The sequence below is a fragment of the Nioella sp. genome, assembly GCF_965215655.1.
In the GTDB taxonomy this organism is placed as follows: Bacteria; Pseudomonadota; Alphaproteobacteria; order Rhodobacterales; family Rhodobacteraceae; genus Nioella.
Window position 1 is genome coordinate 3208276 of the sequence record NZ_OZ244111.1, and the last position, 21898, is coordinate 3230173.

General features: G+C 64.2%; 20 protein-coding genes. 12 read left to right on the top strand and 8 right to left on the bottom strand.

Going from position 1 to position 21898, the window contains the following annotated elements; translation table 11 throughout:
- Nucleotides 1-14: 14 nt before the first annotated feature.
- The 3 genes from ACOOEX_RS16020 (at nt 15) to ACOOEX_RS16030 (ending at nt 3364) form a co-directional block, all read left to right on the top strand.
- Entirely contained in the window at nt 15-545 is a 531-nt protein-coding gene (locus ACOOEX_RS16020; RefSeq protein ID WP_420395771.1) for a hypothetical protein, read from the top strand.
- Nucleotides 546-623: 78 nt separating this feature from the next.
- Nucleotides 624-2627, top strand: a complete 2004-nt coding sequence (locus tag ACOOEX_RS16025; protein WP_420395772.1) for an exonuclease domain-containing protein — start codon at nt 624-626, stop codon at nt 2625-2627.
- Nucleotides 2628-2674: 47 nt separating this feature from the next.
- Nucleotides 2675-3364: a GntR family transcriptional regulator gene (locus ACOOEX_RS16030; RefSeq protein WP_420395773.1), complete on the top strand. Its 690-nt coding sequence runs from the start codon at nt 2675-2677 to the stop codon at nt 3362-3364.
- Nucleotides 3365-3418: 54 nt separating this feature from the next.
- Here ACOOEX_RS16030 and ACOOEX_RS16035 read toward each other — a convergent pair whose 3' ends face one another.
- Nucleotides 3419-4021, bottom strand: coding sequence for a DUF1523 family protein (locus ACOOEX_RS16035; protein ID WP_420395774.1), 603 nt, complete (start codon nt 4019-4021; stop codon nt 3419-3421).
- A gap of 111 nt (nt 4022-4132) precedes the next feature.
- Here ACOOEX_RS16035 and ACOOEX_RS16040 point away from each other — a divergent pair, with 111 nt between their 5' ends.
- The 7 genes from ACOOEX_RS16040 to ACOOEX_RS16070 all read left to right on the top strand — a co-directional run bounded on the left by ACOOEX_RS16040 (nt 4133) and on the right by ACOOEX_RS16070 (nt 9915).
- Nucleotides 4133-5422 (top strand): acetylornithine deacetylase/succinyl-diaminopimelate desuccinylase family protein, encoded by a 1290-nt coding sequence (locus ACOOEX_RS16040; protein ID WP_420395775.1) that lies wholly within the window; start codon nt 4133-4135, stop codon nt 5420-5422.
- Nucleotides 5423-5433: 11 nt separating this feature from the next.
- Complete coding sequence (locus ACOOEX_RS16045; RefSeq protein ID WP_420395776.1) at nt 5434-5889, top strand: DUF2267 domain-containing protein; 456 nt, start codon at nt 5434-5436, stop codon at nt 5887-5889.
- A 117-nt stretch (nt 5890-6006) separates the two neighbouring features.
- Entirely contained in the window at nt 6007-6162 is a 156-nt protein-coding gene (locus tag ACOOEX_RS16050; protein WP_158514296.1) for a hypothetical protein, read from the top strand.
- 764 nt (nt 6163-6926) lie between these two features.
- Nucleotides 6927-7730: a transporter substrate-binding domain-containing protein gene (locus tag ACOOEX_RS16055; protein ID WP_420395777.1), complete on the top strand. Its 804-nt coding sequence runs from the start codon at nt 6927-6929 to the stop codon at nt 7728-7730.
- 7 nt (nt 7731-7737) lie between these two features.
- On the top strand, nt 7738-8538 hold the full coding sequence (locus tag ACOOEX_RS16060) for an amino acid ABC transporter permease (protein WP_420395778.1): 801 nt from the start codon (nt 7738-7740) through the stop codon (nt 8536-8538).
- Nucleotides 8525-9172, top strand: coding sequence for a glutathione S-transferase family protein (locus ACOOEX_RS16065; RefSeq protein ID WP_420395779.1), 648 nt, complete (start codon nt 8525-8527; stop codon nt 9170-9172). Before ACOOEX_RS16060 ends, ACOOEX_RS16065 begins: the two co-directional genes overlap by 14 nt.
- The gene (locus ACOOEX_RS16070) at nt 9169-9915 is read left to right on the top strand and encodes a creatininase family protein (RefSeq protein ID WP_420395780.1); all 747 of its coding nucleotides are present in this window, start codon (nt 9169-9171) and stop codon (nt 9913-9915) included. The genes ACOOEX_RS16065 and ACOOEX_RS16070 overlap by 4 nt, the downstream gene beginning before the upstream one ends.
- Nucleotides 9916-9996: 81 nt before the next feature.
- Here ACOOEX_RS16070 and ACOOEX_RS16075 read toward each other — a convergent pair whose 3' ends face one another.
- Genes ACOOEX_RS16075 through ACOOEX_RS16090 form a run of 4 tightly spaced genes read right to left on the bottom strand, consistent with a single transcriptional unit; the run spans nt 9997 to nt 14328 of the window.
- A complete protein-coding gene (locus ACOOEX_RS16075) occupies nt 9997-11115 on the bottom strand; it encodes a Gfo/Idh/MocA family protein (RefSeq protein ID WP_420395781.1) in 1119 nt (372 codons plus the stop codon).
- Nucleotides 11108-12076, bottom strand: a complete 969-nt coding sequence (locus tag ACOOEX_RS16080) for a hydroxyacid dehydrogenase (protein WP_420395782.1) — start codon at nt 12074-12076, stop codon at nt 11108-11110. Before ACOOEX_RS16080 ends, ACOOEX_RS16075 begins: the two co-directional genes overlap by 8 nt.
- On the bottom strand, nt 12076-12885 hold the full coding sequence (locus tag ACOOEX_RS16085) for an HpcH/HpaI aldolase family protein (RefSeq protein ID WP_420395783.1): 810 nt from the start codon (nt 12883-12885) through the stop codon (nt 12076-12078). The genes ACOOEX_RS16080 and ACOOEX_RS16085 overlap by 1 nt, the downstream gene beginning before the upstream one ends.
- 12 nt (nt 12886-12897) lie before the next feature.
- Nucleotides 12898-14328, bottom strand: coding sequence for an NAD-dependent succinate-semialdehyde dehydrogenase (locus tag ACOOEX_RS16090; RefSeq protein WP_420395784.1), 1431 nt, complete (start codon nt 14326-14328; stop codon nt 12898-12900).
- Between the two features lie 349 nt (nt 14329-14677).
- On the opposite strand from ACOOEX_RS16090, the gene ACOOEX_RS16095 reads away from it, so the two are divergent.
- The gene (locus tag ACOOEX_RS16095) at nt 14678-16831 is read left to right on the top strand and encodes an esterase-like activity of phytase family protein (RefSeq protein WP_420395785.1); all 2154 of its coding nucleotides are present in this window, start codon (nt 14678-14680) and stop codon (nt 16829-16831) included.
- A gap of 167 nt (nt 16832-16998) precedes the next feature.
- A complete protein-coding gene (locus tag ACOOEX_RS16100) occupies nt 16999-17997 on the top strand; it encodes an NAD(P)-dependent alcohol dehydrogenase (protein WP_420395786.1) in 999 nt (332 codons plus the stop codon).
- 62 nt (nt 17998-18059) lie between these two features.
- On the opposite strand, the gene ACOOEX_RS16105 is transcribed toward ACOOEX_RS16100, so the two are convergent.
- The 3 genes from ACOOEX_RS16105 to ACOOEX_RS16115 form a co-directional block, all read right to left on the bottom strand.
- On the bottom strand, nt 18060-18968 hold the full coding sequence (locus tag ACOOEX_RS16105; RefSeq protein WP_420395787.1) for a DMT family transporter: 909 nt from the start codon (nt 18966-18968) through the stop codon (nt 18060-18062).
- Nucleotides 18969-19030: 62 nt separating this feature from the next.
- On the bottom strand, nt 19031-20500 hold the full coding sequence (locus ACOOEX_RS16110; protein ID WP_420395788.1) for an ABC transporter substrate-binding protein: 1470 nt from the start codon (nt 20498-20500) through the stop codon (nt 19031-19033).
- 323 nt (nt 20501-20823) lie between these two features.
- Nucleotides 20824-21891 carry a GlxA family transcriptional regulator gene (locus tag ACOOEX_RS16115; RefSeq protein WP_420395789.1) on the bottom strand — a complete coding sequence of 356 codons (1068 nt, stop codon included), beginning with the start codon at nt 21889-21891 and terminating at the stop codon, nt 20824-20826.
- Between the last annotated feature and the right edge of the window lie 7 nt (nt 21892-21898).

Below are 21898 nucleotides of genomic sequence, written 5' to 3' on the forward strand. Positions count from 1 at the left end.
AGCACCCCCCGCCCATGTTCTGGACCCTTTTGACCGCCTTTGTCGCCGGTTTCGCCGGTGCCGGCACCGGTTTCGCCCTGCGCCATCTAAGCGGCAAGCGCCTGCCCAAGGGCATCATCCCGGTGGCCGCCGGTATCGCCATGATCGCCGCGACTGTGGGGCTGGAATATGGCTGGGCCCGCAACGTGCTGGACACGCTGCCAGAGGACACGCAGGTCATTTCCGAACGCACCCAACAGGCCTGGTATCAGCCCTGGACCTATCTCAGCCCCTGGGTGCGGGGCTTCATCGCCCATTCACCCTCTGAAACGGTCGAAACCGCGACCGGCTCCGGCGTTTTGGCGGTGCAGATCCGCATCCATGAACGCTGGCAGCCAGAAGTCATTCGCCCGATCCTTGTCGACTGCGGCAACAGCCGCCGGGCCGACGTCAATGCCGAGACCCAGTTCACAGATGACGGCCAGCCCACCAATGCCACCTGGCTGGAGCTCGAGGCCTCCGACCCGATCCTGCAATCCGTCTGCGGCGGGGGGGCTGCGGACTAACCCGATACGGCAAGGGGCGACGCGCGACCGCCCTGATCCGCAACGCACCAAAGGGGGCAAGGAGGAGGCCCCAACCACATGTTCACCCAGCTTTCCCTGCGTCTGCGCATCTTCCTGTTCTTCGCGTTCCTCGCCGTCGCGACCTCGGCCCTCGCCATCGCGGGGCTGACGCTTGGCTATATCCGCTTGGGCGAGGACCACGCCCTCTCTGCCTTCGTCATCGCCGGTCTCATTGGCGTCGTCGCCATCTTCGGGCTGACCACCTGGGTCTGGGTCCTGTTCGATGAAAACGTCGCCCGCCCGGTGGAACGGCTGGCCGCAGATATGCGCGCCCGTGCCCATGCGGATGTGGAGCAGGAGATCGACCACGCCCCCGCCCGCTATCTGGGCGATCTGGGCACCGCCGCCGCCGCCGTGACGGCCAACCTCACCGAAACACGCAACGCGATGGCCATGGCCGTGGGCCGCGAAACCGCACGCCTGTCGCTCGAAAAATCCCGGCTGGAAACCCTGCTGGCAGAGGTTCCCGATGGCGTTCTCTTCTGCACGCCCGATCATTCGGTGGTGCTCTACAATGCCCGAGCGGTGGAGATCCTGGGCCATACGGAGGCGCTCGGCCTCAACCGTCCCGTCCGCCACCTGCTGATGCCCGGACCGATCCTGCAAGCCTATACCCGGCTGCTGGAGGCTGGCGAAACCGAGGGCGCCGACATCCTCTGTGCCACCCGCCGCGGGGCGCGTCTGCTGGAGGCGCGCATCCGTCTGCTCTATCTGGAAGGGCAGGAAACCAGCGGACCGGGCTATGTGCTGTCGCTGCGCGACGTGTCGAAAGACCTCAAGGTTCACGCCGAACGCGCCACGCTGCTCGACCGGCTGATTGACGCGACCGATGACGTGCTCCCCGCCCTGCCGGATCCGCAGAAATCCGCCCTCAGTGAAACGCTCTCCGACATCGCCGCCCGCAAGGCCGCGACCGACACCCAGTGGTGGCCGATGGAGGCGCTGCCGCTCACCGATCTGGGCACCGCCCTGCGCGCCCGTCTGGCCCGCAAGGACGTGGCGCTTACCCTCGATCTGCCCGCCCGCCGCATTCGCTGCGACGGCTATGCGGTTACCAGGATGCTGGAACGTCTGGCGCTTGGATGGTCCGGCCAGGGGGCCACCGCCTTTACCCTGCGCCTCGCGCAACTGGGCGACAGTGCCCTGACCCTCAGTCTCGAAAGCAACGCTTCCGCGCCAGACCGCGCGGATCTGACCGACTGGCTCTCCGCCCCGCTCTCGCCCGGCTTCGCATCCTTCTCGGGTGGTGACGTGCAAACCACCCACGGCACCCGTGTGACATTGGGCGACGGCGCAGAGGGTCGTGCCGCGCTACAGTTTTCCCTACCGCTCGCGGCGCCCAAAGCCACGCTTCCCGCCCGCGCCATCCAGTATGATTTCGACCTGCTGCATGCCGATCTGCCGAAAGAGCTGTCTCAGGCCCCGCTCAGCAAGCTCAACTTCGTGATCTTCGACACCGAAACCACCGGCCTCAACCCGCAGGTGGACGAAATCTGCCAGATCGCCGCCGTGCGTGTCGTGAATGGCCGGGTCCGGCCCGACGAACGCTTCGACATGCTGGTCGATCCCGGCCGCAAGATCCCCGCGGCCTCCACCGCCGTCCACCACATCACCAACGAGATGGTTCAGGGCGCGCCCGGGGTGGCAGAGGCACTGACCCGCTTCCACCGCTTTGCCGACAACAACGTTCTGGTCGCCCATAACGCGCCCTTCGACATGGCCTTCCTGCAACGCCGCGAAGCCGAGATCGGGTTGCGATTCGATCAGCCCATTCTGGATACGGTGCTGTTTTCCGCCATCCTCTTCGGCCAGTCCGCCGAACACACGCTCGATGCGCTCTGCACACGGCTCGCCATCACCATCCCCGAGGACGACCGCCACACCGCCATTGGCGACGCCATCGGTACGGCGGCGGCCTTCGCGAAAATGATTCCGATGATGGAAGCGGCAGAGCTGCCCACATTGGGGGCAACCATCGCCGCCTTTGACCGCCATGCGCGGCTCATTGGCCATCTGAATTGACCACAGACCGAGGGCCAGATCCTCTACAAGAAAGACCGGAGACGACCATGGCCCGCGTACCCCTCTACAAACAAGCCGAAACCGAACTTCTGCGCCGGATCACATCCGGTGAATGGCCCGCCGGCATGCGCCTTGGGAATGAGTTTGAACTGGCGGAGGAGTTCGGCGTCAGTCAGGGCACCATGCGCCGCGCGCTGATGTCGGTCGAGGCCATGGGCCATCTCAGTCGCAAACCGGGGCGCGGCACCGTGGTGTCAGACCCCGAACCGGCAAAGCCTTCTGCCCCGCCAGACCTGCGCCGCCTGTTCCTGCCTGATGCGACCCCCCTGCCGCTTGAGCCGTTTCGCGCCCGGCTGGACCTGCGTGACCCGGTTGACGCGGAGCGGGAATTCTTCGCGGGCCGGGTACATGCGCTTGGTCGAACGCTGAAATCCGGTGGTGAGCGGATCGCATTGGAAGTGATCCTGATTGATGCCGGGCTGGTGCCCACGATGGACGAGGATCAGCCGGTGGAGTTCCTGCCCCTCCTCCACGCGCTCAATCTCCCTACGGCAACACTGGAGGACCGGCTACATGCCGAGGTCACCAGCATGGGCGACTCCGTCGCGCTGGCCTGCGACCGTCATACCGGGCTTCTTTGCCTGACCCGCATTGCAAGGGACAGTGCCGCCAAAGTGCTCGCCGTGCAGTTCCTGCGCATCATGGAACCGGCCAGCTACAGGACGCTGCCTTCCTGAAGCTGCTCGCGCGGCCCATTCAAACGCCTGCCTGCGCCGGGATGATCAAGACCTTCAGCGCCCCGAGACGCGGTCCTTCAGCTTGGCCCACCGAACCAGAACCCAGTCGACCGTTGGGTCGATCACGCGGTCCTCGAACCGTTCCCAGAGTCGCCAGAGGAAGAACAGGAACGCGGCCAGCAGAACGAGGATCACGATATTGAGCCACGGGAAGACGCTGGCGTCGGGACCGTCCACCGCGCGGATCGCGACCGCATTGGGATAGATCGACAGCGCCGGCATACGCCAGCCGTAATGGGTGACCATCACCCATTGCGGGTTGGCCGAGGTGCTGGTCAGATCCGCGGCCTCCGCGTGAAGGTTGGAACTGTCGAGCTTGAAATAGGGTGGCCAGCCGAAGCCGGTGTCCTCGTTGCGATAGACGCTGACATCGCCATCGGGCTGGGTCGTGTTGATCAGGCGCAGATCGCGGTTGGTGCCGTCGGTGTTTCCGGTATCCGAGCGCGCATAGAACATCCGGTTCCAGCCTGACAGGTCCGCCCGGATGATCTCTGTCCCCGTGATCCGCACGATATCGCGGCCCGGTAGCGTATAGTGAAGGAACCCGCCAATGAAGAGCGCGATCAGCAGCAGGACAATCCAGCGAACCCATCTCATATCGGTCAAATCCTTCCCGTCGAATGGCCTTTCCCTATCCTGTCAGATGGGGAGCGCCAAGCCAAATGCGAGGGCTTGCGGCATGATGGCCTTGGGCGCAAAGTGCAGCCCATGAGAGATGATCCAAGCCTTGACCGCCTGTTTTCCGAGATTGCCGCCCGCGAGGCGGAGCTGATTGCCCTGACGCAAGACCTTGTGCGGATCCCCACGCTGAACCCGCCGGGGCTGCACTACCACGATATCTGTGATTTCCTTGGCGACCGGCTGCGGCGCAAGGGGTTTCATGTCGACATGATCCGCGCCCGTGGGGCACCCGCCGACAGCGAGAAATATCAGCGCTGGAACATGGTGGCGCGCCATCAGGGGGCGGGGGGCACCGGTGAGTGTGTGCATTTCAACAGCCATCATGACGTGGTCGAAGTGGGCCATGGCTGGACCACCGACCCGTTTGGCGGCGAGTTAAAGGACGGGCGCATCTACGGGCGCGGCACCTGCGACATGAAGGGGGGGCTGGCGGCCTCGGTGATTGCGGCGGAGGCCTTCATCGCGGCCTTCCCCGACTATTCCGGCGCCATCGAGATCAGCGCCACGGCTGACGAGGAATCGGGCGGCTATGGCGGGGTGGCCTATCTGGCGGAACATGGCTGGTTTTCGCCCGAGAAGGTGCAGCATGTGATTATCCCCGAACCCCTGAACAAGGACCGCATCTGCCTTGGTCATCGCGGCGTCTGGTGGGCTGAAATCGAAACCAAGGGGCGCATCGCCCATGGCTCCATGCCCTTCCTCGGTGACAGCGCCATCCGCCATATGGGCGCGGTGCTGGAGGAGATGGAGCGCACGCTTTACCCATTGCTTGCAGGCAAGCGCACGGAAATGCCGGTGGTGCCGGAAGGGGCCAAGCAATCCACGCTCAATGTGAACTCGATCCATGGGGGCGAGCCCGAGCAGGACGCGGATTACACCGGCCTGCCCGCGCCCTGCGTCGCCGACCGCTGCCGCATCGTGATCGACCGGCGCTTCCTGATCGAGGAAGATCTGACCGAGGTAAAGGCCGAGGTCGCCCGGATGCTGGAAGGGATCAAGGCCAGCCGCCCGAATTTCGAGTATGACATCCGCGATCTGTTCGAAGTGATCCCCTCGATGACGGACGAGGACGCTCCGGTGGTGAAAACCGTTCAGGCAGCGATCGAGAAAGTGCTGCACAAGCAGGCGGAATTCGTGGTGTCCCCCGGCACCTATGATCAGAAACACATCGACCGGATCGGCAAGCTGAAGAACTGCATCGCCTATGGGCCGGGTATTCTGGACCTTGCACACCAGCCCGATGAATGGGTGGGCGTGAAGGACATGATGGACAGCGCCAAGGTGATGGCCCTGACCTTGCGGGAACTGCTGACCTGAGGGGGCGCCCCATGCCGATGCCATGGACCTATCGTCATGCCAGCCGGGAATTCCGGGCGTTTCTGGATGACGCGAAAGAGAGGATGGGGCTGGAGTCGGACAACATGGCCTATACGGCGGTCGATGGCGTGTTTCATACTTTCCGACGCCGCCTGACGCCAGATCAGGGCATTCTGTTTGCCAGCGCCCTGCCCTCCGTGCTGGCGGCAATCTTCATCCGTGACTGGGACATAACGGCGCCGCCCCTGCCCTTCGGCACGCGGGCCGAGATGACGCGCGAGGCGCAGGCGCTGCGTCGCCATCACAACCTGACGCCCGATAACGCTATCGAGGCCACGGCCTTCGCGCTGTGGCGGGTGATGAACAGCGCCGATCTGGCGCGGGTTCTGGACAAGTTGCCGCCCGAGGCACGGGCCTTCTGGACCGCGGAGGCCACCCCGGAAGAGCTGACCCGCGGGATCATTTGAGCATCAAACCATTGCAGGCAGGGCAACCCGGGGTTGCGGATTCAACTGTGGTGAAAAATCAGGCAGACGCGTAGAGGCGCGGGCTGACCCCCCCCCTTCTTTCCGAAAGACAGCCCCATGCCCAACACGCCTCATAATCTGCACGCCTTCAGCTTCCTCATGGCTGCATTCGATCTGCGCGATCTGTTTCCCGGCACCCGCCGCCGGTCCGCGTCGGAGCCGGCTCCGCACTGGATCGATTTCCTGCATCCGGCTTCGAAAACCAAGAACTGATCCGCGCCCAAACACTCACGGATGAAATGCACGCGCCGCGCTATTTCGCGCGGTGCGTGCGTGTCCAGGGATTTGCCGCTCCGGGTTGGTCCCGCACTGGCCCGGCATGGCCGGAAACGCGTCGTGAGCTCCATGACATCGTGCGGAAAATCACCGCCATCCGGACCCGGGCCCTTTGATACCGATCCTCAACTCTGCCAGGGGTTCGGTTCGGGCCGACAGGCCAGGCATTCCGCGTTGGCATTTATTCGACCAAGATCACGCCACAGCTCCAGCAAAGCGCTCCGAACTCGCCGAAGGCAAGACGGTCGGGATTGGCTGTTCGTCACTGGCTGTCCGCTCTGATCACAATTTCGAACTCGCTGACATTTTTCTTGACGCGTTATTGCATCACCTGCAAGCATGTTAAACACCACGCAACGCACCTAGAGGTCGGAACATGGCGACGCGTCACCGTAGCGCTGGATTTGTGCCTGGCCCCGCCGCCTTGCGCTGGCTTTTAAAAGGCTGCAGCACCGCAACCTTTCCCACCGGGAATATCGCCCTATGATGTATCCTCGGGACCATCGGGCGAACCTGACTTCTGAATTCCTGAGACACCGGGGGGCTGTCCGACCCCGATACGACCGGAATGATGCGAGATTACCGGTCAGACACACGGAAAACCTGCCCCGGCTAAGTGTTCCGGTGCGGGATCAAGGCCGCTCTTGGGCGTGTTGCCACAGGGCTTCGTTACCAACACACAACAACAGGGGATGACAATCATGAACAGAAGGGACGTTTTCGTTGCTGCCGCGCTTGGAACCGGGGGGGTGATGCTGGCCAGCACCACGCCAGCCGAGGCCCATATCGCGGAATCGCGCCTTGAGCGCATTCTCAGCAGCGGCACCTTGCGTGTCGGCACAACCGGGGACTTCAACCCGATGTCCTTCCGCGACCCGGCCACCAACAGCCGCGCGGGCTATGACATCGAGGCGATGACGCAGCTTGCCGCCGATCTCGGGGTCGAGATCGAATGGGTGGTCGCCGAATGGGCCACGATCACCGCGGGCATCGCTGCCGACCGCTATGACATCTTCTCGGGCGCGTCGGTCAATGTTTCTCGCGCGCGCGTCGCAGCTTTCTCGGTGCCCTATACCGAGGCGGGGACAGTGCCGCTGTCGCTGGCCCGAAATGCAGGCCGCTTCGAAACCTGGGAATCGATCAACCAGGCCGGCGTGCGGGTTGCGGTGTCCATGGGCACCGTGTTCGAGGAACAGGCCCGCGCCCATTTCCCCGATGCCGACATCCAGGGGGTGCAGTCGCCCGCAACCGGTTTCCAGGAAGTTCTGTCGGGTCGTGCCGATGTCACCATCACCTCGAATGTCGAGGGCGGAACGCTCGTGTCGCGCTTCCCGGAGCTGCGCATTCTCGTGCCGGGGTCCGAAATGCGCAACCGCAGGCCCTTCGCCTACGTCGTGGCGCAGGACGATCAGGTCTGGCTGAACTTCGTCAACACCTGGGTCACGCTGAAACGGACCGAGGGATTCTTTGACGGGCTCAACCGCCGGTGGCTTGGCCAGAGCTGAGCAAGACATGACCAAAGCTTCTTTCGAAGCCCGGGGGCGCTGGCGGCTGCCAGCGCTCCTTGCGGTTGCGGTGCTGGTCCTTGCTGGCTGCTCGGGCTCCGGTTCGGGCGGGGGCTATACGTTCGCCTGGTATATCCTGTCGCCTGCCGACGGGCGGGGGCAAGCCAACCTCTCGTTCCTGCTGATGGGGTTCTGGGCGACGATCTCGATCTCGACACTGGCAATGATGATCTCGCTGGCCATCGGGCTTCTGGTGGCACTGATGGGCATATCGAAGCGCCGGTGGGTGCGTCGCCTGAGCCGTGTCTATGTGGAATTCTTCCGCTCGATCCCGCTGCTGGTCATGATCCTGTGGGTCTATTACGGCCTGCCGTCGCTGACCGGCATCCAGTTCGGGGTTTTCATCACGGGCCTGATCTGCCTTGCGATCTCGGACAGCGCCTTCACCTCGGAAATCTTCCGCTCGGGTCTGCAATCCATCAAGGTCGGTCAGGGCGAGGCGGCGCGCAGTCTCGGCCTGTCACCATGGCAGACGATGCGGCTGGTGATCCTGCCGCAGGTGATCCGCGCGGTTCTGCCTGCACTGGGCAACCAGTATGTCTACATCCTCAAGATGTCGTCGCTGGTCTCGGTCATCGGCTTCCAGGAACTGACACGCCGCGCGAACGAGCTGACGCTGACGGAATTCCGCCCGCTGGAAATCTACAGTTTCCTGGTGCTGGAATACCTGATCCTGATCCTGCTGGTGTCCTGGGGCGTGCGGGTGATGGAACGGCGGATGGGGACGGGCGTTCATGGCCGGGGTTGAGCGTGTCCTCTACGGCCTTCCGATCAGCGTCTACAGCTGCAAGCTGCGGCTGGCGCTGGCCCTGAAGGGGGTCGATCTGAAGGAAACGCCGCCGCCGGGCGGCTATGCCAGCGCCACCTACCGGGCCATCGTTCCGCAAGGGACGATCCCGGCGCTGGTGGAGGGCGATTTCGTGCTGACCGAGTCCGACGCCATCGTCGAATACCTCGATGAGACCGGCATCGGGCGCCTTCTGCTCCCGCAAGAGCCTCGCGCAAGGGCACGCGCCCGCGCCGTCTCGCGGCTGGTCGATACGCGGCTGGAACCGGCAGCGCGCGCACTGTTCCCGCTGGTCGGGGCCGGACAACCCGTGCCGGAAGCCGCGCGCGAGGCGATCCTGCGCCCGTTGGCAACGCTGGAGGAGCTTGCCGGGGATGGTCTGTTCCTTTCCGGCCTCTCAACCCCCGGCCTCCCCGATTGCGGTCTCTGGGCCGTGGGCGCGGTTCTGGAAACGCTGGACGAGGTTCTTGGGCTCCACCTGCCCCTGCCCGCGCTGATCCGGGCTGGCGACGGGGTGCCCGCCACGGCGCCCCATCTTGCCACCTATCGGACCGTGCTTGCCAATTGGGCCGCACAGAAAACGGGTGCCGCATGATCCTGCAGGAAATGAGCTGGGAAGAGGTCGGCGCCTATCTTGAAACCCGCGACGACGCGGTGCTGCCCGTAGGTTCCACCGAACAACATGGGCCGATCGGGCTGATCGGCACCGACGCGCTCTGTGCCACCGCCGTGGCCGAGGGCGCGGCGGCGCAGGCGGGCGCGATCATGCTGCCGCCGGTGGCCTACACGCCCGCGCCGTTCAACATGGCCTTCCCCGGCACGATCTCGGTATCGGAAGCGACCTTTTCGGCCCTTCTGTCCGACATCATCGCCGCGCTCGCCACCCATGGGTTCCGGCGGCTCTACGTTCTGAACGGACACGGGGCCAACCTCGCCCCGCTTCGCGCGCTGGCTGAAACCGCGCCCCTGTCGATGCGCATCCGCTCGTGGTGGGACTACCCCGAAACGAATGCCCTGAGGCAAAGCCTTTACGGCGACTGGGAAGGCATGCACGCCACCCCGTCCGAGATCGCGATCACCCAGGCCCGCCACCGCCGGATCGAGCGCGCGCCCCTGCCCGCGCCGAGGGCACTTGACGCTGCCTTCCGCGCCGCCCATGCGGGCGACCGTCATGGCCCTGCCGATGAACACCGCGCCGAATTTCCCTGCGGTCGGGTCGGGTCGTGGTCGGAACTGGCCCGGCCCGAACACGGCACCGACCTGCTGTCGCTGGCCATCCGGGAAGCCGCCGCCGACATGCAGGATTTCGCGCGGCTGACCGGACCGGACACCGGGTAGCCTCTGCCTAGGCTTCTGCCCCCCGCACACGGGGCGCGCGGGGGGGGAATGGCACAGCCTCGGCTTTCTCGAAAGGCCGGATCAGACGGCGTTCCAGCCACCATCGGCAGAGGATGCGAGGATCGTTTCCACCAGATGCTGAATACGAGTCCCGGCATCAAACCCGAAGGGTTCCGGCTGTTGACCGGCAATGGCCCCAACATAGCCTGCGATTTCGATGGCCTTGAGATCGTTGAACCCGATCTGATGGCCCGGAGCGACGCAGAAAAGCCCATACGGGTCATGCTCCGGCCCGGCTTCGATCTTGCGAAACCCGCGCCGACCAGGGGCATCGTCGGTGGAATAGAAATGCAGTTCGTTGAGACGCTCCTGGCTGAGGATGAGGGCCCCTTTGGAGCCATAAACCTCGAAGTCATGCTGCATCTTACGGCCTGTGGCGATCCAGTTGGCCTCGATAGACCCGGACGCGCCGTTCTCAAAGCGCAGGAAGGCGCGGGAGACGTCATCGACCAGCACTGGCGCAGCGGTCCCGTTGCGATCGGGGCGGCTGTCGATGGCCGTCACGCAATCGCCCATCACGCTGGTGATCGGCCCAAGCAGATATTCCGCCGTGGCAAGCGCATGGCTGCCCAGATCGGCCAGAACACCCCCGCCCGCCGGATCGGTGCGGAAGGAATGGGGGGCGCTGGCATCGGTCATGTAGTCCTCGGCATGGATGCCGCGATAGCTGCGGATCTCTCCCAGTTCGCCCGCCTCGATCATCTGTTTGGCCAGAACCATCATCGGGTTGCACAGGTAGTTGAACCCGACCTGCGTCACGACACCGGCGGCCTTGGCGGCGGTGGCCATTTCGCGCGCATCGGCTGACAGCGGTGCAAGCGGCTTTTCGCAATAGACATGCTTGCCCGCCGCAATCGCCGCCAGCGCCATCTCCTTGTGCAGCGCATTTGGGGCGGTGATGTCGATCACGTCGATCTCGGGGTCATTGAGCAGGTCGCGCCAGTCGGTGGTCCAGCCATCGAACCCGAAGCGCCTGGCGGCCTTCGCGGCGGCCTCTTCCGTCACATCGGCAACGCTGTGCAGGGACAACCCGTAGGGCAGGTCAAAGACCTTTTCCGCCGTCGCATAGCCAAGCGCATGGGCCTGCCCCATGAAGCCGGTGCCGATCAGGCCTACCCGCAATGTTTTGCCATCACCCATGTGTCACCTCTGCATTCACGATAAGGGCTCGCTCGATGGTTCCATCAAGGAACCCAAGCGCGTTTTCAAGGGACGCAAGCGCCATGCGCTCGCTGGCCTCTGCCGTCAGCCCCGCCACATGAGGGGTCAACAGGGCGGTGTCGCAACCCGCCAGTGGCATGTCCGCGCCGGGCGGTTCCGTTTCGAACACGTCGACCCCTGCGCCGCCAACTTGGCCGCTGGCCAGAGCGTCCGCCAATGCGACCTCGTCGATCACACCGCCCCGCGCAGTGTTGGCGATGATCACGCCGGGTTTGCAGCGCGCCAGCTCTGCGGCGCCCAGGATGGGCCGGTCGCTTTTCGGAATATGGACCGAGATGCAGTCTGCCCAGGCCAACCCTTCGTCCATATCAACCGGGCGGACAGGTCCGTCAGGCCAGCCCATCCGCTCCAGATAGGGGTCATGCGCGCGGACCTGCATATCAAAACCGGATGCCATTCTTGCCAGCTTGCGGCCTGACCGGCCATAGCCCACGATCAGCAGGGTCTTGCCCGAAATCTCTTGCTGTTCCAGCCGGTTGCGCCAGCCCCATTGGGCGGGGTCGCGCACGGCGCGGTCGGCCCTGAGCACCCGTTTCGAGGCCGCCAGCAGAAACATCATCGCCTGTTCAGCGACCGAGGTTGAATTGACATCACCCACGATGGTCAGGGCAATGCCACGGTCGTTCAGCGCCTTCAGGTCAACAGCGTCATAGCCAACCCCGTGGCGCGAAACGACCTTGAGATGCGGGGCCTTGGCGATGGTCTCTGCCGTCAGGGATTGTGTGCGCAGGACCAGCGCGTCGGCGGTGGCGATATGGGGCAGGTACGAGGCCTCGGAGATTTCCTCGACATAGTCCACCTCGACCCCTTCGGCACGCAGTTCGGCGATCCGGGCCTCACCCGCAGGATGCAGTTTTCCGGCAACCAGAAGACGGGGCATCAGTACGTCCCTCCGGTGTCGGCGGCTTTTGCATCCTGCCCCACCCGGTCCCGCCAAGCGGACACCGATGCGGCCGCAGCCCCGGCCAACAGGCGGGAATCGCCCGATACAGTTGTCAGGGAATAGCCCATCTCGATCATCCGAGCGGCATAATCGGGTGTGCCGCAATGGATGCAGGCGCGGATGCCATTGGCACGGCAGGTATTGGCGATGCGCTGGATCAGCTCCAGCATTTCGGGTTCCTCGCGGTCGAAGCCCGGTGGCAGGCGCCCTTGCTGCGTGCCAAGGGTCAGGTCGGCGGGACCGACATAGATGCCATCAAGACCCGGCGTCGCGGCAATTGCCTCGAGGTTCTCCATGCCTTCGGCGGTTTCGATCATCGCCAGCGCCAGCACCTCGTCATTGGCGGCAACCCCGTAGCCCGGCATCGCGACAGCAGCGCGGGTTGGCCCGTAACTGCGCTGCCCATGGGGCGGGTAGCGCATGTAGCTGACGAACCGGGCGGCCTCGTCCGCGGTGTTGATCATCGGGCAGATGATGCCCATGGCGCCCGCATCCAGCGCCTTCATGATCGCGGCGGGGTCGAGCCACGGCACCCGTGCCATCAGCGTCGCGCCTGATGCCTTCATCGCCTGCAACATCGGCAGGGCGGCGGCGTAGTCCAGCGCGCCGTGCTGAATGTCGATCGTGACGCTGTCATAACCCTGCGCGGCCATGATCTCTGCCGTGAAAGGGTTGCCGATGGAACACCAGCCATTCAGCGCGGGCTGGCCCGCATCCCACAGGGCCTTGAGCTTGTTTTTCTGCATGTTGTCCCCCCTTCAGAACACGATCTGGGCCAGCTTGGTGTCGAGGTAATCCTCGATCCCCTCGCTGCCGCCTTCCCGCCCGAGGCCCGAGAAATTGGTGCCGCCAAACGGCGCTTCGGACGCTGCAAGGGCAAAACTGTTGATCCCCACCATGCCCGATTTCAATGCCCGCGTCGTGCGCCTTGCGCGAGAGGGGCAGCGGGTGAAGGCATAGGCGGACAGCCCCATGGGCGAGGCATTGGCGCGGGCCAGAACCATGTCTTCATCCGTGAACCGGGTGATCGCGGCAATGGGGCCGAAGTTTTCCTCCTCGAAAACGCGCATGTCGTCCGCGACATTGCTGAGTACCGTGGGTTCATAGAAATGCCCGGCATTGAAGCCTGTCGCCCGCTGTCCACCCGTTTCCAGCGTTGCGCCAGCGGCCACCGCGTCCTGCACTATGGCGTCGATCTCCTGCAACCGGCCCGCATTGATCAGCGGCCCCATTTCGGTGTCCGGGTCCAGCCCGTCGCCAAGCCGGATCGCACTGGCGCGACGGGAGAACTCGGCAACGAATGTGTCATGCAGGCTGTCATGGACGAAGAAACGATCCGGCGTGACACAGACCTGCCCGGCATTGGCGAACTTGGCGGGCACAGTCATATCCAGCGCCATATCAAGATCTGCATCGTCATAGATGATGAGCGGCGCGTTGCCCCCAAGCTCCATCGAGACCTTCTTCACCGTTTCCGCCGCGTCGCGGATCATCTGCTGCCCCACGCGGGTGGACCCTGTCAGGGACACCTTTCGCACCCGGGGATCGGCCATGATCGGGCCATAGGTGTTTGCCGTCGTGCCCACCACGAGGTTCACCGCCCCGTCCGGCAGCCCGCCTGCACGTATGCAATCGACCATCACCATGGCCACGCCCGGCGTCTGAGAGGAGGGCCGCAGCACCACCGGACAGCCGGCGGCCAGGGCCGGTGCCAGTTTGCGGGCGGGTAGCGAAGCGGGGAAGTTCCATGCGGTGAAGGCCCCGACGATGCCGACCGGTTCGCGCGTGACCTCGAACCGACCACCCGGCACGCGGCTTTCCACAACGCGGCCATAGATGCGCCGGGCCTCTTCGGCATACCAGCGGAATTGATCGACCGAGAGCACCCACTCACGGCCTGATTGCGCGATCGGCTTGCCTGTCTCGGCAGAGATCATCCGCGCCGCTTCATCCGCCCGCGCGGCCATTTCGTCGGCGATCCGGTGCAATGCATCGGCGCGGGCAAAGCCGCCCATCTCGACGAGAGCAGGCAGCGCCTTTGCAGCGGCATCTATCGCGGCAACCGTGTCTTCGGCGCGGGCAGTCGGGACTGCGCCAAGGGGCTTCCCGGTGACCGGGGACTCCACTTCGGCCCGCTGGTCCGATCCGCGCCATGCCCCGCCCACGAACTGGCCAAATCCTTCATACATAGCGTTTTCCTCTTTGCCCGACCCGTTTGAGAGGCGCGATAAACAAACACGGGTCGATCCCGTGCCACCCGAAGCCATGTCAGCGCAATACCCTTCGAATCCCCCTATTGCAATAATTTATTCATATCTATTACATTTTGCAATATCTGTTGCATTTCACGCTTGGCCGCTTGCCGCAACACCTCTCACGCCCTGCCAGAACATGCTCATCACGGTGCTCTTCCGAAAGGCGACGCGCCACCCCTGTGACCCTGCCGCGAGGCAGGGTTTCACAAGCCTTTCATGCTGACGTGATCCTGGTGTCACATGTCTGCGGCACGGGGAGATGTCCAACCGCTGGAGACAACACATGACCTATCGCACCGTTCTGCTTGGCGCCGCCGCCGTCCTGATGGCTGGCCCCGCACTGGCAGATATGAACTTCAACCGCATCGCTTCATTTGCCGTGGCGGAAAACACGCCGGATGCAGAGGAATCCTCGTCCGAGATCATTGCCGCCACTGCCGATGGCATGACGCTGGTCTATACCGACAGCCCCGCCGAAGTCCTTGGCTTCATCGACATCACCGACCCCTCCGCACCCGTTGCCGCCGGTGTGGTGGCCCTGGACGGAGAGCCGACCTCGGTCAGCGTCATCGGTCAGACCGCCTATGTCGGGGTCAACACCTCAGCCGACTACGTCAACACCTCGGGCCACCTGCTGGCGCTGGATGTCGACAGCCGCACCGCCCTGGGCGATTGCGACCTTGGCGGCCAGCCCGACAGCGTCGCCGCCGCACCTGACGCAAGCTTTATCGCCGTTGCCATCGAGAATGAGCGCGACGAGGATCTCGGCGACGGCCGCACCGGCCAGATGCCCGCAGGCTACGTCGCCATTTTGCCACTGACCGATGGTGTCATGGATTGCGACGCGATGATCATGGCTGAGATCACCGGTCTGGCCGAGGTCTCGCCGGAAGATCCGGAGCCCGAATTCGTCTCGATCAACGGCGAAAACGAGATCGTCGTGACCCTTCAGGAGAACAATCACATCGTGGTTCTCAACGCGGCTGGCGAGGTGCTGAGCCACTTCTCGGCCGGGGCGGTGGACCTCGAAGGCATCGACACCGTGGACGAACGCGCCGCGCTGGTCTTTGACGGCAGCCAGCCCGGTCGCCTGCGCGAACCCGATGCGGTGACCTGGATCGACGACAGCCATTTCGCCACCGCCAATGAAGGCGACATGGATGGCGGGTCGCGCGGCTGGACGATCTTCCATCAGGACGGCACGATCGTTCACGAATCCGGGGCCTCCTTCGAACATGCCATCGTCCAGATCGGCCATTATCCCGACCGCCGGTCCGACGCCAAGGGCGTAGAGCCGGAATCGGTGACCTTCGGGGTTTTCGGCGGTACACCCTATGTCTTCGTTGGGGCCGAACGGGCTAGCGTCGTGGGCGTCTACGACGTGACCGACCCGGCCGCTCCGGTTCTGGATCAACTCCTGCCCTCGGGCATCGGGCCGGAAGGCTATGTGGTGATCCCCGAGCGCGGGCTGCTGATTTCGGCCAATGAGGTCGACGGGCTGGAAGACGGCGCAGCGCGCAGCCATGTCATGATCTACGAATACCAGGACGCACCGGCGGTCTACCCGCATCTGACCAGTGCCAGCATGGACGATCTCACGGGATGGGGTGCGATTTCCGGCATGGTGGCCGATCCGGAAACCGGCCTGATCTACGCGGTCAATGACAGCTTCTACGGCTTCCAGCCGACGATTTTCGTCATTGATCCGTCGATGGACGGCCCCTCGCAGATCATCGACACGATCCCGGTCACCCGCGGCGGCCGCCCGGCCCAGATGCTGGACATGGAAGGGATCACGCTGGACGGTGAAGGCGGGTTCTGGGTGGCCTCGGAAGGCCGCACCGACCGGATGATCCCGCATGGGATCTACCACATCGGCGCCGATGGAGAGATCGAGCAGTCGATCCCGCTGCCCGCGGAACTGCTGGCCGTGGAACGCCGGTTCGGCTTCGAGGGCATCACCATGGTGGGCGACACCCTGTGGATGGCCGTGCAACGCGAATGGGGCGACGATCCGGAAAACCACGTCAAGCTGGTGGCCTACAACACCACGACCGGCGACTGGGGCGCGGTGCGCTACGAGCTGACCGATCCCGAAACCGGCTGGGTCGGCCTGTCGGAAATCGTGGCCCATGGCGACTATGTCTACCTGATCGAGCGCGACAACCAGATTGGCGAGGCGGCGGTGACCAAGCTGATCACCCGCGTGGCTCTGGCGGACATGGTGCCCGCACCGCTTGGCGGCGATCTGCCGGTGGTGGAGCATGAGGTGGTCCTGGACCTGATCCCCTACCTGACCTCGACCGGCGGTTACGTGCTGGACAAGGTCGAGGGGCTGGCGATCATGCCCGACGGCACGATGTGGGTGTCCACCGACAATGACGGCGTTGACGATCACTCGGGCGAGACGATGTTCTTCGCCATCCCGCCGATGTAACCTGATTTCAGCAGGCGTGGCCCCCGGCGGAGCGATCCGGCGGGGGCTATTATTTTGAGGCGCCCCACATTCATGCATTCATGCATGGTTCGATTGCACATTCTCTCAATTCACGCATGACGACCATTGGTCTATCCCCTCCTCAACAGAGATGAAGGAGACCGAAAATGAAAGCGATGGTTTATCAGCGATATGGCGGCCCCGAGGTTGTGGGACCGGTCGAAATGCCTCGGCCGGATGTGGCGGAGGGCGAGGTTCTGGTCCGCGTTACGGCGGCCGGAATCACCACGGCGGACTGGCGGTTGCGCGCCTCGGCCTTTCCCGGTGGTCTGTGGCTGCCGGGGCGGCTGATGACCGGGCTTTTTCGCCCGCGCAAACCTGTTCTGGGCGGGGATTTCGCCGGGATGGTCGACGCCGTCGGCGCGGGCGTGACCCGCTTCAAACCCGGTGACCGGGTGTTCGGGTTCAGCGGCTTCGGGGCGCATGCGGAATACATGACGATGTCGGCGGAGGGCGCGATTGCCGCCATTCCCGGTGGCCTGTCGGACCAAGAGGCGGCTGCACTGCCCTTCGGGGCGCTGTGCGCGCTGGAGTTCTTGCGAGACGTGGCCGATGTGCAGCCGGGTCAGCGGGTGCTGGTCGTTGGAGCTTCGGGCGGGGTTGGTGGCTACGCGGTGCAGATCGCCCGGTGGCTGGGGGCCGAGGTCACAGGCGTCGCCAGCGGCGAGAACCTGTCCTATGTTCGGGCGCTTGGCGCCGAAGAGACCGTGGATTACCAGACAGAGGATGTCAGTCAGCGCGATACGATGTTCGACGTGGTTTTCGACACTGTAGGTGCAATGGATTTTCACTCGGCCAAGCGCATCCTTGCGCCAAACGGGCTGTTCCTGCCGCTGAACTTCGGATTGGGCGATGTGCCTCGGGCGATGTGGTCCGGTCTGGGGCGGGGCCCACGGATGAAACTGCATGTCAATGGCGACAGCCGGGAAGGCGTGAAGATGCTCGCGCGTCTGGTGATCGAGGGGCATCTGAAGCCGCTGATCGACCGGGTGTATCCGTTTGACCGGATCCGCGACGGTTACCTCCATGTGGAAGGGCGCCACCGGCGCGGGGCGGTGGTTCTGGATATCGCAGATGAGGATGACAGCGCACCGGTGGCCATCTGAGCGGGGGAAGGATCTTGCAAGATCCTTGGAAATTCCGTGCAAGGAATTTGGTCCCGCCCGGATCAGGCCTGTTGCGCGATGCGCCGCTCCCGCCAGAGGATCATCAACCCGCCAGCGATGATCAGGATGGCACCGGGAAACAGGTCTGAGAACGGGCTTTCCCCGAAGAACAGCCAGCCAAGAACGAAGGCCGTTGGAATGCCCAGATAGGCAAAGGGGGCAAGGTTTCCGGGTTCGGTCATGCGGTAGGCCACCACCATGCTCAGCACCGCTGACCCGCCGCAGAGCCCCATCATCAGGATCCAGCCCATATCGGTCAGGGACGCGGGCGCGGTGAATCCGCCAAGCGCCAAGGCAAGCGAAAAGGCCCCGATGGCAGAGACTGACGAGGACCACAGGTTGATCAGCGGGCTTGGCACGTCTTCATCCATCATCCGAGAGGACACGCCGGCGAAAGCATAGAGCGCGGCAGCGATGAGGGGCAGCAGCGCCTCCCATGTGAAGCTGTCGCGCCCCGGTCCCATCACCATCACCACACCGGCAAACCCCACAAGCGCGGCAGACCAGCGGAAAAGGCCCACCCGCTCGCCCAACAGGGGCACGGAATAGACGAGGATGAACAAGGCGTTGGAATAAGAGATCGTGGCGGCCGTGGCGAAGGCCAGCCGCCCGAGCGCAAGATAGAAGCAGAACTGCGCGACGGTCACCGCCAGTCCCCGAATGACCGGAATCTGCCATTGCCTGAGGCGCAGCTTGCGCCCTCCTGCGTGCCAGTTCCGTGTCGACCACAGCGCGATGCTGGCCGGGATCAGACCGAACAGATTGCGCCATGCCGACAGCTCTGCCGCGCCATAGGTGCTGGACAAATGCTTGATGATCAGCCCCATCAGGTCGAACAGAAGGATCGCCAGCAGGCTGAACAGCACGCCGGGCAGCACCTTGTTCACGCGGGTGGTCTGGGGAGGTGTCATCGGGGCAATCGTTGCAAAGAAAAACCCCCGCCTCGCGGCGGGGGCTGTCTGCGGGGCAGACCTTAGTCGGTCCAGCGGACCCCGGTCAGGTCGATGGCCTGGGTGGGAGAGTTTTCCCACAACCCCTCGATATCGGCATTGGCGACACCGGTCTTGGCCAGCTGGAACAGGTAGCCGTTCACGTAGTCCTCGGCGATGATCCGCTGTGCCTGTTGCAGCAGCGCAGATCGGCCCGCCGGGTCGGTGGTGGCGTTGAGCTCCTCCATCACGGCGTTGAACGCGCCCGAGGAGTACTGGAAGTAGTAGTCCTCGCGCCCGTAGATACCGATATCCATCGGCTCGGTATGGCTGACGATGGTCAGGTCGAAGTCATGACCGCGGAACACCTGTTCCAGCCACTGTGCCCATTCGAGGTTGGTGATCTCTACATCCAGCCCCACATCGCGAAGCTGCGCGGCGACGATCTCGCCCCCGCGACGCGCGTAGGAGGGCGGCGGCAGCATCAGGCGCAGGGTGATGCCCTCGGCCCCGGCCTCGGCCAACAGGGCGCGGGCACGGTCAGGGTCGTATTGGGACATGCCGGTCAGGTCGACATAGTCGGGATTGTGCGGCGCGAAATGGGTGCCGATGGGGGTGCCGTAGCCGAACATGGCCCCGTCGATAATATCCTGCCGGTTGATCGCATGGGCAATGGCCTGACGGACGCGCACGTCGCTCAGGTGGTCTGCCATGTTGTTGGTGGACAGGATGGTTTCACCCTCGGTCGAACCGACGATGACGTTGAAGCGCGGGTCGGCGTCGAACTGGGCGAGCGTTTCGGGGCTGGGGAAGACCGGGAAGGCATCCACATCGCCCGCCATCATCGCGGCGAAGGCGGCGTTCGGGTCGCTGATGAAACGGAAGGTTGCGGCCTCCAGAGCCACGGGCTCGCCCCAATAGTCCTCGTTCCGGACCAGTTCCACCCGGTCCCCCTGCACCCATTCGCTGAACCGGAAGGGGCCGGTGCCCACGGGATTGGTGGCGTTCGTGTCGGCACTTTCGGGCGCAACCATCACCGCATCGCCCCAGGCCATGTTGAACAGGAAACTGCCATTGGGGGCCGACAGCGTCACCACAAGCGTGGTGTCATCCACGGCTTCGGCACTGTCGATCCCGGCAAAGAGCCCGCCCTGCGCATTGGTGGAGCCTTCCGCGCGGGCACGGTCGAGGCTGAACACCGCGTCCTCGGCGGTAAAGCTGGTGCCGTCATGGAACATCACACCGTCGCGCAAGTGGAAGGTATAGGTCAGCCCGTCTTCGGAAATGTCCCAGCTTTCGGCGAGGCCCGGAATAACCGACCCGTCAGAGGCGAAGCGGGTCAACCCTTCGAAGATATTGGCATAGGTCACCTCGTCGATCGCGGCAGCGGCGCCTGAGGTCGGGTCCAGATTGGGCGGCTCCAGCTGCATGCCGACCGTGATATCGGTGGTGGTGGCAAAGGCGGCGGTGCTGCCCAGAAGCAGCGCAAGTGCCGTGGATTGCAGGATACGCATGTGAATTCTCCCTGTCTTGGCCGGTCGCGTGCCGGTCCTCGTGCCCATGAAACGGCCAAGTGCGCGCATAATCAAGCGAGTCGACTGTTAATTTTCATGCATACCCGCCACTACAAAGCCAAAATTCCGCAGCGCAGCGCGATATGCCGCACCGCAAAAGGCGTCGCATGACCAGAGGCAAAGGCACCGATGACTCCGCGAGGCCAATTCTGACCAGACACAGTTGCGAAACGGACCATCTGCCTCGTTCCGCATCTGAATCCCGCCACGCCATTGGCGCAGCGATCCCGCTTGGACAGATGTCTACCGGAGCGACGGCAAAGTCAGAGATCCAATCGACCTGCACGGATCTGGCTCGGCGTTGCGTTCAGGCGGCGGGCGCAATGTCCCGACAGGCTTGCAGCGCTTGAAAAGCCTGCCGCATAGGCGACGGCGGTCACCGATCTGGAACTGTTGCGCAGCATCCAGACCGCGGCCCTAAGTTTCATGTCGATCATGTAGGACTTGGGCGACATGCCGACCTGTGCCTTGAACAGACGCAGGAAATGCCGCTCCGTCAGGCCAAGCGACGCGGCGATCTGGCTGATCCGGGGTGTTTCGGTCGCGCGTTGGTCCAGCATGACGAGCGCCTTCTGCACCCGTGGATCCGTGGCCTCGATATGGCGCGACAGGCCCACGCGTTGCAGTTCCCCAAGTCCCGTGCCTTCTGTCAGGGACAACTGGTGTACCGCCTTGGCGGCCCTATCCGGCCCGAAATGGTCGCGGATGAGCCGGGTCATGAATGACAGGATCGATATGCCGCCGGGGATCGTCACGATGCCCTCTTCCCCTTCGTAATCGGAACGGGTCGTTGCCCGGTGATTGGGGAAATGCAGCTTGAAATCCGCCTCGTGATAGGGGTGGATGCAGGCAATCTGCCGGTCGAGTAGCTTTTCCTGCGCAAGGATGAAGCTGCCGGTGCAGACACCGGCGATGGTGCGGCCAACCCTATGGGCCGCGTGGATGTAGCGCCGATGTGCCGCCGGGGCAGCGTCGATGTCCCTCAGCAGCCCGCCCACTATGAAGAGAATGTCAAACTCTCCGGGGTGAACATAGTCGTGGGTCGTGCCCACCTCGATCCCGCAGCTCGCGCGGACGCGCGCGCCGGGCGGTCCAAGGATGTGCCAGCGAACGTAGCGCTGTTCGGAATGATCGCCGTAATCGCCCGCATGGCGCAGGCTTTCGACGATGCCCGTCAGCGACATCATCGGGAAGGTCGGCCAGAGCAGAATCCCAACCGTGAGCGACACGGACCGGCTGTCGGATCGGTCCAGCCGCGCATCCCAGATCCTGTCCAGCCAGTCGACATAGGACAGGTCGGAGGCGGGGCTTGGCGGGTGATCTGGGATCAAGGGCACC

Bases quoted from the DNA above. Each gene is read 5' to 3' on its own strand.
- ACOOEX_RS16100 (WP_420395786.1), top strand. From the start codon at position 16,999: ATGAAAGCGATGGTTTATCAGCGATATGGCGGCCCCGAGGTTGTGGGA.
- ACOOEX_RS16095 (WP_420395785.1), top strand. From the start codon at position 14,678: ATGACCTATCGCACCGTTCTGCTTGGCGCCGCCGCCGTCCTGATGGCT.
- ACOOEX_RS16045 (WP_420395776.1), top strand. From the start codon at position 5,434: ATGCCGATGCCATGGACCTATCGTCATGCCAGCCGGGAATTCCGGGCG.
- ACOOEX_RS16050 (WP_158514296.1), top strand. From the start codon at position 6,007: ATGCCCAACACGCCTCATAATCTGCACGCCTTCAGCTTCCTCATGGCT.
- ACOOEX_RS16075 (WP_420395781.1), bottom strand. From the start codon at position 11,115: ATGGGTGATGGCAAAACATTGCGGGTAGGCCTGATCGGCACCGGCTTC.
- ACOOEX_RS16020 (WP_420395771.1), top strand. From the start codon at position 15: ATGTTCTGGACCCTTTTGACCGCCTTTGTCGCCGGTTTCGCCGGTGCC.
- ACOOEX_RS16065 (WP_420395779.1), top strand. From the start codon at position 8,525: ATGGCCGGGGTTGAGCGTGTCCTCTACGGCCTTCCGATCAGCGTCTAC.
- ACOOEX_RS16080 (WP_420395782.1), bottom strand. From the start codon at position 12,076: ATGCCCCGTCTTCTGGTTGCCGGAAAACTGCATCCTGCGGGTGAGGCC.
- ACOOEX_RS16035 (WP_420395774.1), bottom strand. From the start codon at position 4,021: ATGAGATGGGTTCGCTGGATTGTCCTGCTGCTGATCGCGCTCTTCATT.
- ACOOEX_RS16105 (WP_420395787.1), bottom strand. From the start codon at position 18,968: ATGACACCTCCCCAGACCACCCGCGTGAACAAGGTGCTGCCCGGCGTG.
- ACOOEX_RS16070 (WP_420395780.1), top strand. From the start codon at position 9,169: ATGATCCTGCAGGAAATGAGCTGGGAAGAGGTCGGCGCCTATCTTGAA.
- ACOOEX_RS16055 (WP_420395777.1), top strand. From the start codon at position 6,927: ATGAACAGAAGGGACGTTTTCGTTGCTGCCGCGCTTGGAACCGGGGGG.
- ACOOEX_RS16110 (WP_420395788.1), bottom strand. From the start codon at position 20,500: ATGCGTATCCTGCAATCCACGGCACTTGCGCTGCTTCTGGGCAGCACC.
- ACOOEX_RS16025 (WP_420395772.1), top strand. From the start codon at position 624: ATGTTCACCCAGCTTTCCCTGCGTCTGCGCATCTTCCTGTTCTTCGCG.
- ACOOEX_RS16030 (WP_420395773.1), top strand. From the start codon at position 2,675: ATGGCCCGCGTACCCCTCTACAAACAAGCCGAAACCGAACTTCTGCGC.
- ACOOEX_RS16060 (WP_420395778.1), top strand. From the start codon at position 7,738: ATGACCAAAGCTTCTTTCGAAGCCCGGGGGCGCTGGCGGCTGCCAGCG.
- ACOOEX_RS16040 (WP_420395775.1), top strand. From the start codon at position 4,133: ATGAGAGATGATCCAAGCCTTGACCGCCTGTTTTCCGAGATTGCCGCC.
- ACOOEX_RS16085 (WP_420395783.1), bottom strand. From the start codon at position 12,885: ATGCAGAAAAACAAGCTCAAGGCCCTGTGGGATGCGGGCCAGCCCGCG.
- ACOOEX_RS16090 (WP_420395784.1), bottom strand. From the start codon at position 14,328: ATGTATGAAGGATTTGGCCAGTTCGTGGGCGGGGCATGGCGCGGATCG.